Origin of the sequence: Ureibacillus massiliensis 4400831 = CIP 108448 = CCUG 49529 (assembly GCF_000772965.1) — a bacterium.
Classification (GTDB): Bacteria; Bacillota; Bacilli; order Bacillales_A; family Planococcaceae; genus Ureibacillus; species Ureibacillus massiliensis.
The window spans coordinates 20,464-32,620 of the sequence record NZ_JPVQ01000037.1 but is presented as its reverse complement, the minus strand read 5'-3'; the positions used below and the strand labels follow the sequence as shown (position 1 = coordinate 32,620).

Here is a 12,157-nt window from a genome sequence, read left to right as displayed (position 1 = left end):
AACAAACTTGAACAATTTCAATGTCTTTATCCAGTTTTGAGAGAACAAAGTTCTTTCAACTTTATAGGAACTTCGCCTAAAGGCGCGACATCATGTCGCAACGGCGAAGCCAGCACATCCATGTGCAAGTGAAGTGATAATGGCAAAGAGGTCACACCCGTTCCCATACCGAACACGGAAGTTAAGCTCTTTAGCGCCGATGGTAGTTGGGGGCTTCCCCCTGTGAGAGTAGGACGTCGCTTCGCATTAAACACCACTGATTTTTCAGTGGTGTTTTTTTGTATCTAAAAAGCCCTCAACTCCAAGAACCGAAGGTTCGATCGGCGCGTTGGAGAAGCGGATTATTATAAAAAGCGAAAAGAAATATGAGTAAGGATTCGAGAAGTAAGAGGACCGAGGAGTTCAAGGAACCGAGGAGTGAGGAGCGGAATGTACTAGGTACATGAGCACCGGAAGGACGAAGGTGACGCAGAAATCCGAAGGTCATCGGACTTCGAGATAGTGTCGATGGTAGTTGGGGGAATTTCCCTGTGAGAGGTAGACGAGCGCTTCGCACAACACCACTGATTTTTCAGTGGTGTTTTTTTGTATCTAAAAAGCCCTCAACTCCAAGAACCGAAGGTTCGATCGGCGCGTTGGAGAAGCGGATTATTATAAAAAGCGAAAAGAATATAAGTAAGGTTCGAGAAGACCGACGTAAGAAAAATAAGATTAACAAAAAAAACCAGAAAGAGAATGTAATTCATTTTACTAGGCAAACTAAGACTATCTAGATTTTCATTGGAAATTGAAAGAAATGATCTATTTAGAAGTAGATAGAGCGTTTTCATTATTACTGATAAAATATTCGGAATTATCTTTCTTTTATTTGATTCTTGACACTATCTTTACATGTTGTTAACCTTACTATTAATATTCATTTACGAATTAGGGGGCATTATGAAATGTGGGAAACAAAATTCTCAAAAGAAGGTCTAACGTTTGATGATGTATTATTAGTACCAGCTTTTTCTGAAGTACTACCAAAGTCTGTTGATTTATCGGTGCAATTAACATCGAAAATTAAATTGAACATCCCAATTATTAGTGCGGGAATGGATACTGTAACTGAATCCAAAATGGCAATTGCAATGGCACGTCAAGGTGGAATTGGTATTATCCACAAAAATATGTCAATTGAAGAGCAAGCAGAAGAAGTTGAAAAAGTTAAACGATCAGAAAATGGTGTCATTACTAATCCATTTTTCTTAACACCGTCACACCAAGTGTATGATGCAGAACATTTAATGGGGAAATATCGCATTTCTGGTGTTCCTATTGTAAATAATGCGGACGATCAAAAATTAGTCGGAATTATTACAAATCGTGACTTACGTTTTATCTCTGACTATTCATTAAAAATTGAAGATGTTATGACAAAAAATGATTTAATTACTGCTCCTGTTGGAACAACTTTAGAAGAGGCAGAAATGATTCTTCAGAAGTATAAAATCGAAAAACTTCCGATAGTAGATGGAGATGGAAAGCTGACTGGTTTAATTACTATTAAAGACATTGAAAAAGTAATTGAGTTCCCAAATGCCGCAAAAGATGAAATTGGTCGTTTACTAGTAGGGGCAGCTGTTGGAGTATCAAAAGATACAATGTCTCGTGTTGAAAAATTAGTAGAAGCACAAGTTGATATTATTGTAATAGATACTGCTCATGGTCATTCACAAGGTGTTCTTGATACAGTAAAACAAATTCGTGAAGCTTATCCAAATCTAGAAATTATCGCTGGTAATGTTGCAACTGGTGAAGGAACTCGTGCACTTTATGAAGCAGGTGCTGATGTAGTAAAAGTTGGTATTGGACCTGGTTCAATATGTACAACACGTGTAGTTGCAGGGGTTGGTGTACCGCAAATAACAGCAATTTATGATTGCGCAACAGTTGCCCGAGAAATGGGTAAAACAATTATTGCTGATGGTGGAATTAAATATTCAGGAGATATCGTAAAAGCTCTTGCTGCTGGTGGACATGTAGTAATGCTTGGTTCATTATTAGCGGGTACTTCTGAATCACCAGGTGAAACTGAAATTTTCCAAGGTCGTCGATTCAAAGTTTACCGTGGTATGGGTTCACTTTCTGCCATGGAAAAAGGATCAAAGGATCGTTACTTCCAAGAAGACGCGAAAAAATTAGTTCCTGAAGGCATTGAAGGACGTCTTCCTTACAAAGGACCTTTAACAGATACGATTCACCAATTAGTTGGTGGTATTCGTGCAGGTATGGGTTACTGTGGAGCACCAAACTTAGAATATTTAAGAGAGAATTCACAATTTGTACGCATGACAGGTGCTGGTCTTCGTGAGTCACACCCACATGATGTACAAATTACGAAAGAAGCACCAAACTATTCTTTACAATAAAATAAAAAATGAAACTTTTGCACTCTTTTATCGTCAAAATATGATAATAAAAGAGTGCTTTTTTCTATTAAATAGCAGAACATAGATAGACAAAACTATGATAAAATTGCGATTATAAGAATAAAAATTTGTGGAGGTATAAATAAGTGAAAACAGTAAGGAAAACATCTTTGTTTAGCATTATCTTGATTCCGATTCTGTTACTTAGCTTTTTAGTTACAACACCATTAAGTGCGAGTGCAGAAACAGATCTTAGCTTAACGGTTGATGCAGCAATATTAATTGATGCTGAAACAGGAAAAATTTTATATGAACAAAACGCCGATACTAATTTAGGTATTGCTAGTATGACAAAAATGATGACAGAGTATATTCTGTTAGATGCTATTAATGCAGGAACTATAACTTGGGATCAACAATATAGAGTAACTGAATATACATATAGAATGTCTCAGGATCGCGCATTAAGTAACGTACCACTAAGAGCAGATGGTACTTATTCAATTCAAGAATTATATGAAGCAATGGCCATCTATTCAGCTAACGCTGCAACTGTTGCCATTGCAGAAACGATTGCCGGTACAGAGAGTGAATTTTTAAATTTAATGAATCAAAAAGCCGAAGAGATTGGTTTAACAAATTATAAGTTTGTAAACTCTACTGGTTTAAATAACAGTGATTTATTCGGTATGCATCCTGCTGGTACAGGCCCAGAAGATGAAAATGTAATGTCTGCACATGATGTGGCAAAATTAGCCTATAATTTACTAAAGGACCACCCAGAAGTAACTGAAACATCAAGTATTTCGAAAAAAATATTCCGTGAAGGTACGGATGATGCAATTGAAATGGAAAACTGGAACTTTATGTTACCAGGTTTAGTTTATGAGTATGAGGGCGTTGATGGGTTAAAAACTGGTACGACTACATTAGCCGGTTATTGTTTCACTGGTACTGCAGAACGTAATGGTACTCGATTAATTGCTGTTGTGATGAATGCAGTTGATTCCCAAGGTGTAGGCTCATATAAAGCACGATTTGATGCAACTGCAAAATTATTTGATTATGGTTTTGCACAATTCTCAAAACAAGAAATAGTTCCAGCAAATTATACATTTGAAGGCCAAGAAAGCATAGCTGTAACAAAAGGAAAAGCTGATAAAGTAGGTATTGCTGTTAAAGATCCGATTTCTGTTATGATAAAGGCAAATGAAAAAGACTTGTATCAACCAAAATTAATCTTAGAAACAGATACTATGGAAGCCGAGGTTAAGGAAGGTACTGTTGTTGGGAAAGTGGTTATTGAACGAACAGAAGGTACTGACTATGGCTATATTAATGGAGATGGATTTACTGCAGATGTAGTAACGACGGAAACTGTTGAAAGAGCAAGTGGTTTCTCTCTATTTTTCCAAGCGATTGGTGGATTCTTTGCGAGTATTTGGAATGGTATCACTGGATTTGTAGGCGGATTATTCTCTTAACAAAGGCACCATTCTTTTAATTAAATCTAAAATTCAAACACACAATTTTTAAAAATTGTGTGTTTTTTTATTGGACAAAATAACCTATTTTATATTTTCACATAAGTTACTAGATGAAGGAGCGTGAAAATATGTGTGGTATTACAGGATGGATTAATTTTAAAGAATTGTTGAATGGAAAAGAAGCAATCATTGATACAATGACAAAGACGTTGTCAAAAAGAGGACCTGATGATGCAAGAGTATTTAGTAGTAAACACGCATTATTAGGACATAGACGTTTAGCCGTGATCGATTTAGAGGGCGGTAAACAACCAATGACAAAAGAAAAAAATAAATCCAATTATACAATTACATACAATGGAGAATTGTATAATACAGAAGATATTCGAAAAGAGCTATTAAAAAGAGGTTACACATTTTCATCTCATTCAGACACAGAAGTACTGTTAACTTCCTATATCGAATGGAAAGAACAATGTGTGGATTATTTAAATGGCATCTATGCTTTCGGTATTTGGGATGAAGAAAAGGAAAGTATGACATTATTCCGTGACCGTCTTGGTGTAAAACCTCTTTTCTATACAGAAATGAATGGTGGACTCATCTTTAGTTCAGAAATTAAGGCTATCTTAGCGCATCCAGAAGTAAGTCCCGTTATTAACTATGAAGGACTTGCCGAGGTCTTAGGACTAGGACCATCAAGAACGCCAGGTAATGGTGTGTTTAAAGGAATTCATGAATTAAGACCTGGTCATGCATTACAATTCACACGTAACGGGTTAAAAATTTGGCGCTATTGGAATGTTGAAAGTAAAGAACATACCGAATCATTTGATGAAACCGTTGAGCATGTTCGTTTCTTAGTAACCGACGCAGTTGAAAGACAGCTAGTATCTGATGTTCCTCTATGTACCTTCCTCTCAGGTGGTCTTGATTCAAGTATCATAACAGCTATTGCTGCAAAAAAGTATGACTTTGAAGGAAAAAAACTTCATACGTACTCCATTGATTATGAAGATAATGAAAAATTCTTCGCTGCAAATGATTTCCAAACTTCCACAGATAGCTTTTGGATTCAAAAAATGACAGATACCTTCAACACAGAACATCATACATCTATCATCCCCCAACAAACTTTAATTGATTATTTAACAGAGGCGGTTTATGTTAGGGATTTACCTGGGATGGCCGATGTTGATTCTTCTCTCCTTTGGTTTTGCGAACAAATCAAACAAAACTTTACAGTAGCTTTATCTGGCGAATGTGCTGATGAAATTTTTGGTGGGTATCCTTGGTTTAGCAAACCGCATACAACTGGTTTTCCGTGGATTCGATCCTCCAATGAACGTAATACTTTTTTACAAGAAAAATGGCAACAAAGACTATCGATTCCTGATTACGTGAACAGTCAGTATGAATTTACTGCGAATGAAACACCTAAGCTAGAAGGAGAAAGTTTAGAAGATGCGAAACGTAGAGAATTATTCTACTTAAATATGAATTGGTTTATGAGTACACTTTTAGAAAGAAAAGATCGCATGAGTATGGGGGCAAGTCTTGAAGTACGTGTACCATTTGCAGACCATAGAGTAGTTGAGTATGCTTGGAACATTCCTTGGGAAATGAAAAGAGCAGGAGATCAAGAAAAGGGTATTTTAAGAAAAGCAATGGAAGGTGTTTTACCTGAGGAAGTGCTGTATCGTAAAAAGAATCCATATCCAAAAACGTATCATCCTGCTTACACAGATGGCGTTCAAAAATGGTTAAAGGAATTACTACAAGATAAAAGTTCGGTTTTACATGAATTATTTGATGCGAAACAATTACAAGATTTGGTAGAATCTAAAGGAGCTTCCTTTAAAGTACCTTGGTTCGGTCAACTAATGGCTGGCCCACAGCTTCTCGCGTATTTAGCACAAATTCATGTATGGTTTAAGCATTATAATATTCAATTAATTGAATCCTAAAGTAATAAGGGTGTCTAGAATGAATCATTTCTAGACACCCTTTTTCAGTATAAGCAAAATCATATTAATTCTCGTAATTATTTATGGGAGCTTATGCTGCTAACTAACTTAATCAAGCTTCTTTTTCGATTTTCCAAATAGACATTAATTGATGAATGGCATCTTCTATCTGCTCAATTTTCAATCCTCCAAAACCTAATAAAAATTTGGGTGTGTCATGTTGAATAGGGGTGATCATATAGTCTGAAAGTGGATAAACCCCAATACTAGATTCAGCAGCAAGCTGTTTAAGCTGTTTTTCTGTTAATAGATGTGGTACAGATATGACGATGTTCATACCAGTATGTTCACCAGACACAGAAATCGTCGGATAATACATTTCAAGAATGTCCATCATTCGATCATGCTTTTTCTTATAAATTTTCCGCATACGATTTAAATGCTTTGCAAAATAACCATCCTTCATGAAATTAGCGAGTAAATGCTGATCAAAACGGGGGACGGTTGCATTGTAATATGTAAATGTCTTTTGATATTTCGGTAATAGAGACTTTGGCAGTACAAAATAAGCTACCCGTAAAGATGGCATAAGTGATTTCGTGAAGGTGCTCATATAAATTACTTTTTCGTTTTTATCTATTCCTTGTAAGGATGAAATTGGTTTTCCAAAATAACGAAATTCTGAATCGTAGTCATCTTCTATAATATAGCGATTTGGTTGCCCAACTGCCCAATTTAATAATTGGGAGCGTCTTGTAGCAGACAATACAGCGCCTGTTGGGAATTGATGTGAAGGTGTAATGTAGACGATATTTGCATCTGTTTCGTCTAAATTAGCTACTATGATTCCTTCCTCATCGACTTCTATCGGATGAACCTTGCGACGATGTTGAGTCAAAATTCGATTTACTGTTTTATATCCTGGATTTTCAATGGCAAACTCCATCGACTTATCAAAAAGTTGAACAATCATCGGAAGTAACTGCTCTGTTCCTGATCCAATGACAATTTGTTCAGGAACACATAAAACACCCCGAGATTGGAAAAGGTATTTAGCGATTTCAGCACGTAGTTCAAATTCCCCTTGAGGATGCCCTGTTAATAGTAACTCCTTATATTGTTCATCAATTAAATTTTTGGCATATTTTCTCCAGACTGAAAAGGGAAAACCATCAACGTCTATTGATCCAGGATGAAAATCTATTTGATAGGATTGTTTTTTTAAGTCATGAACTTCTTCATTCTTTGATTGTGTTTCAATATATGGCAATTCATCTATAGCCTCTACAAAGTACCCGACGCGCGGTACAGAGATAATATACCCTTCTGCTAAAAGTTGTGCATAGGCAATTTCAATAGTTGTTTGACTTATATTTAAAAACTCCGAAAGCTTTCTTTTAGAGGGTAATTTTGTACCATATTCAATCCGCCTTGAAATAATTGCATTTTTAATTTCCACATATAATTGTTCATATAATGGTTTTTTTGAATTTTTATTTAGCTCAAAAATTAGCATGTCCATTTTAATCCCCCTAACTGACCTTATAAGAATGATGGGAAAATATATGTATGATATGGTCAATAATAATTATACTAAAAATAAAGAAATTGTTCATCGGGTTTTAACGATTGGACAATACTTGCAAAAATGAATATCATATAGTAAAGTATGGATAAAAATATTGGTATAAATCCAGTGATAGGAAGTAGTAACAAGAACGTTTTATTTAAGAGAGTCAGCGGTTGGTGTGAGCTGATATAAGCACTTGTGAATCCGTCCTTGAGGAGCCAGGCTGAATTAGTAGTAAGCTTTGGTCGGTTGAAAAGCCGTTATGATATAAGTGGATTAGGAAGTGATTTCTAATCAATTAGGGTGGCAACGCGGGTAGCTCTCGTCCCTTTTTAGGGGTGAGGGCTTTTTATATTTATTTTCACTAATTTATTTAAAAAATAACAACTATACAGAATGTTTGGAGGAAAAAATAATGTTAGACATTAAACGTGTTCGTGACAACTATGAAGAAGTAAAAAAAATATTACTTACACGTAATGAAGATCTAGGAAATATCGATGAATTTGAAGTATTGGATGCAAAAAGACGTGAATTAATAGCTAAAACAGAAGTATTAAAAGCTGAGCGAAACAAAGTATCTGAACAAATCTCAGTTATGAAGAGAAATAAAGAGAATGCAGATGAAGTAATTGCTCGTATGCGAGAAGTTGGGGAAGAGATTAAGCAATTAGACACGGAGCTTCGTGAAGTAGAAGACAAATTTGAATACATGATGATGCGTTTGCCAAACCTTCCACATGAATCAGTTCCTGTTGGCACAACGGAAGATGATAACGTAGAAGTTATAAAATGGGGAGAAACACCAAACTTTGATTTTGAAGCAAAACCGCATTGGGATCTTGCAACAGATTTAAAAATTGTTGATTTTGAACGTGCTGGAAAAGTAACTGGTAGCCGTTTTGTATTTTACCGTGGACTAGGTGCAAGATTAGAACGTGCATTAATGAGTTTTATGATGGATCTACATGCTGAGGAACATGGTTATGAAGAAATGCTACCACCTGTCATTGTAAATCGTGATAGTTTAACAGGTACAGGACAATTGCCAAAGTTCGAAGAGGATGTATTTAAGGTGGCAGATACAGAATATTTCATGATTCCAACTGCAGAAGTACCTGTAACAAACTTCTTCCGCGATGAAATTTTAGATGTTGAAATTCTTCCAAAAGGATTTGCTGCATATAGTGCTTGTTTCCGTTCTGAGGCGGGATCTGCTGGACGTGACACACGGGGTCTAATCCGTCAGCACCAATTTAATAAAGTGGAATTAGTTCGCTTTGTTAAACCAGAGGATTCTTATGATGAGCTAGAAAAATTAACTGGTCATGCTGAAAAAGTACTTCAATTACTAGGTTTACCTTATCGTAAATTATTAATGTGTACAGCAGACTTAGGATTTACGGCAGCGAAAAAATATGACTTAGAAGTATGGATGCCTACACAAAATATGTATCGCGAAATTTCTTCATGTTCAAACTTTGAAGATTTCCAAGCTCGTCGTGCAAATATTCGTTTCCGCCGTGAGCAAGGTGCAAAACCAGAGTATGTGCATACACTGAATGGTTCTGGCTTAGCAATTGGACGTACTGTTGCGGCAATTTTAGAAAACTTCCAAACTGAAGATGGCAGTGTAGTCATTCCAGAGGTTTTACGTCCTTATATGGGTGGAAAAGAAGTTATCGCACCACCTTCAAAATAAAATAACTTTACTAGGAGTATTTGGTTGAACCAAATACTCCTTTTTTAATCTCGGATTTTAACTAGTAGGGATAAACACAAAAAAAGCATACCATCCGCAAAACGTGAACGATATGCTCCAGTGATTTAATTTTTTATTTATAAAAATAACAAACCTATACTTATAATGATGCCAGTGAAAATTAATACGAATAAACAGAAGCCCATAATATCTTTTGCTTTCAAACCAGCTATTGCAAGTGCAGGAAGCGCCCAAAATGGCTGAATCATATTCGTCCAAGCATCTCCCCAAGCAACCGCCATTGCCGTTTTTGCAAAATCGGCTCCCATTGTTTGAGCAGCCTCAAGCATGATAGGAGCTTGCACTGCCCATTGACCTCCTCCAGATGGCACGAAGAAGTTTACAAGACCAGCTGAAAAGAAAGTAAATAAATAGAAAGTAAAATCATTTGAAATGCTTAAGAACCATACGGAAAATACGCCAGCTAGCCCGGATAAAGTCATCATTCCCATAATTCCTGCATAGAACGGGAATTGGAATACGATTCCTGTTGTCGTCTTAATCGCATTTTGAGCTGCGGCTAAAAATCGCTGAGGTGTACCATGTAGGATAATCCCTAAAATAATAAAAATCGTGTTTACAATATTTAAATCAAGAGCAAAGCCTTTCGTAGCAAAGTGATAGATTAAATAAACGACACCAATAAGTCCGATAAGCACAGTTAGAACAAAACTTCTCTCTGTCCAAGAGGCGAAGGTTTTTTCTGCAGGTGGAAACCTTTGCTCTTCTTCCAACAATAATTCTGGATCAACTTCTACTACGTCCTCCTGTTTTGGCATCATCCATCTGTTGAAGAATGGTAGAGTAAGAGCAATGACAATAACGATAAATAGATTATATGGAGTAAATATCGTTTGAGTAGTTGGAATTATCCCACCTATCATATCCTCATATGGATGCCCAGGAGTGGCAATAGAAAGAGGAATGGAACCAGCTAATCCACCGTGCCATACAATAAAACCGGAGTAAGCGCTTGCAATTAATAATCGATAATCTACTTTTTTCACATGACGTGCAATTTCCTTCGCAAATAAAGCCCCTATTACTAAACCAAAGCCCCAGTTAATCCAGCTAGCAACGATCGAAACAAAGGTTACGATAATGATAGCAGAACTTGGTTTGTTAATTTTTCTTGCAGAAAATGATAAGAATCTCTTAAAAACTGGACTATTGGCAAGCACATGCCCAGCCGCTAATACAATAACCATTTGCATCGTGAAGTTAAGTAATCCCCAAAAACCTTCTCCCCAATAAACAATCATGTCTAGTGGAGTTGATGGTGTCAAAATAATCCCTAAAAATAAAACGAGGACTGTTAAGATGGCAACGAAAATATAAGGATCCGGCAAGTATCTTTCCATGAGCGCATTTGCGATCTTCGTCATAAACTTCATCGTTACATCTCCCCTTTCATTCTCAATGGTAAAAAGTCTTTTTCGCTGAATAATATGAATTTTAGAGGGATTTTATATCTTAATGTAGAAAATAATTGTTTTAACTATTTGGATTGAGCATTCTATGTTTTATTGCTAGAAAAGTAATCATACATTTTAAAGAGCAGCTATTTTTAAAACTAGAATTTTATTAATTATTTAATATGGAGGTTATAGAAAATGAAGGAAAAAGTTTGGGAAACATTTGAACAAGCAGTTGCGGATATTCACGACGGAGCAACATTGATTGTCGGTGGATTTGGATTAAGCGGTATCCCAGAAAAAAGCATAGAAGCACTTCGAAACAAAGGAACGAAAAATTTAACGATTGTTAGTAATAACTGTGGTGTAGATGATTTTGGTCTTGGTCTATTACTAGCATCCAAACAAATTAAAAAAATGATTGCCTCCTATGTAGGAGAGAACAAAATATTTGAACAGCAGTTTTTAAATGGTGAGCTTGAGGTTGAACTAACCCCTCAAGGCACACTCGCGGAACGTATACGTGCAGGTGGTGCGGGAATTCCAGCTTTTTATACAGCAACAGGGGTCGGAACACCGATTGCGGAGGGTAAGGAAGTACGCACCTTCGATGGAAAAGAGTATTTACTGGAAAGAGCAATAGTAGGGGATTTTGCTTTAGTAAAGGCATGGAAAGCAGATAAATTAGGAAATCTCGTATATCGAAAAACTGCACGAAATTTCAACCCAATTGCAGCAATGTCAGGGAAAATCACCATTGCAGAAGTTGAAGAAATTGTAGAAGTCGGTGAACTAGACCCAGATGAAATTCATACGCCAAGTGTCTATGTACAACGAGTTGTCCTTGGAAATAATTACAAAAAACGAATCGAAAGACTAACAATAAAAGAATGAGGTGAAAGGCATGAATGCTAGAAAACGTATTGTTCAAAGAGCCGTTAAGGAAATTCAAGATGGTATGAATGTAAACTTGGGAATTGGGATGCCTACACTTGTAGCAAATGAAATCCCATCAAATATTAACGTGTTACTGCAATCTGAAAATGGTCTGCTAGGGATTGGGCCTTATCCAACAGCAGAACAGGTTGATGCTGATTTGATTAATGCAGGGAAAGAAACAGTAACTGCGGTACCAGGTGCAGCGTATTTTGATAGTGCGGAATCCTTCGCTATGATTCGTGGTGGCCATATTGATTTAGCGATTTTAGGAGCAATGGAAGTTTCAGAAAAAGGAGATTTGGCTAACTGGATGATTCCAGGAAAAATGGTAAAAGGCATGGGTGGGGCTATGGATCTTGTTGTAGGAGCCAAAAGGGTCGTCGTTATTATGGAACATATATCAAAGCATGGAGAATCAAAAATAAAAAAATCCTGCACATTACCGTTAACAGGAAAAGGCGTGGTAAATCGATTAATTACAGACTTAGCTGTATTTGATTTTACAGATGAAGGATTGGTGTTAATCGAAACAGCAGAAGGCGTAACTGTAGATGAGGTAAGAGAAAAAACAGAAGCTTCATTTATAGTAGCAATTCAGTAAGTGCA

General features: G+C 36.4%; 8 protein-coding genes, 1 rRNA gene and 1 other annotated feature. Of the genes, 7 read left to right on the top strand and 2 right to left on the bottom strand.

What is annotated here, in order from left to right:
* Positions 1 to 129: 129 nt before the first annotated feature.
* From rrf to asnB, 4 genes are all read left to right on the top strand, one after another.
* A 5S ribosomal RNA gene (gene rrf / locus CD30_RS15330) occupies positions 130 to 245 on the top strand.
* A 699-nt stretch (positions 246 to 944) separates the two neighbouring features.
* Positions 945 to 2,411: an IMP dehydrogenase gene (guaB, locus tag CD30_RS15320; RefSeq protein ID WP_036178654.1), complete on the top strand. Its 1,467-nt coding sequence runs from the start codon at positions 945 to 947 to the stop codon at positions 2,409 to 2,411.
* Between the two features lie 146 nt (positions 2,412 to 2,557).
* Positions 2,558 to 3,895, top strand: a complete 1,338-nt coding sequence (locus tag CD30_RS15315) for a D-alanyl-D-alanine carboxypeptidase family protein (RefSeq protein ID WP_036178653.1) — start codon at positions 2,558 to 2,560, stop codon at positions 3,893 to 3,895.
* A 131-nt stretch (positions 3,896 to 4,026) separates the two neighbouring features.
* The gene (asnB, locus tag CD30_RS15310; protein WP_036178651.1) at positions 4,027 to 5,865 is read left to right on the top strand and encodes an asparagine synthase (glutamine-hydrolyzing); all 1,839 of its coding nucleotides are present in this window, start codon (positions 4,027 to 4,029) and stop codon (positions 5,863 to 5,865) included.
* Between the two features lie 112 nt (positions 5,866 to 5,977).
* On the opposite strand, the gene pdxR is transcribed toward asnB, so the two are convergent.
* On the bottom strand, positions 5,978 to 7,387 hold the full coding sequence (gene pdxR, locus CD30_RS15305) for a MocR-like pyridoxine biosynthesis transcription factor PdxR (protein WP_084077970.1): 1,410 nt from the start codon (positions 7,385 to 7,387) through the stop codon (positions 5,978 to 5,980).
* A gap of 165 nt (positions 7,388 to 7,552) precedes the next feature.
* Positions 7,553 to 7,768, top strand: a binding site (T-box leader).
* A gap of 82 nt (positions 7,769 to 7,850) precedes the next feature.
* On the opposite strand from pdxR, the gene serS reads away from it, so the two are divergent.
* On the top strand, positions 7,851 to 9,137 hold the full coding sequence (gene serS / locus CD30_RS15300) for a serine--tRNA ligase (RefSeq protein ID WP_036178649.1): 1,287 nt from the start codon (positions 7,851 to 7,853) through the stop codon (positions 9,135 to 9,137).
* A 137-nt stretch (positions 9,138 to 9,274) separates the two neighbouring features.
* Here serS and CD30_RS15295 read toward each other — a convergent pair whose 3' ends face one another.
* The gene (locus CD30_RS15295) at positions 9,275 to 10,591 is read right to left on the bottom strand and encodes a short-chain fatty acid transporter (RefSeq protein ID WP_036178647.1); all 1,317 of its coding nucleotides are present in this window, start codon (positions 10,589 to 10,591) and stop codon (positions 9,275 to 9,277) included.
* Between the two features lie 219 nt (positions 10,592 to 10,810).
* On the opposite strand from CD30_RS15295, the gene CD30_RS15290 reads away from it, so the two are divergent.
* Both CD30_RS15290 and CD30_RS15285 read left to right on the top strand, forming a co-directional pair.
* Positions 10,811 to 11,506 (top strand): CoA transferase subunit A, encoded by a 696-nt coding sequence (locus tag CD30_RS15290; RefSeq protein WP_036178645.1) that lies wholly within the window; start codon positions 10,811 to 10,813, stop codon positions 11,504 to 11,506.
* Between the two features lie 10 nt (positions 11,507 to 11,516).
* Entirely contained in the window at positions 11,517 to 12,152 is a 636-nt protein-coding gene (locus CD30_RS15285; protein ID WP_036178643.1) for a CoA transferase subunit B, read from the top strand.
* Positions 12,153 to 12,157: the final 5 nt, after the last annotated feature.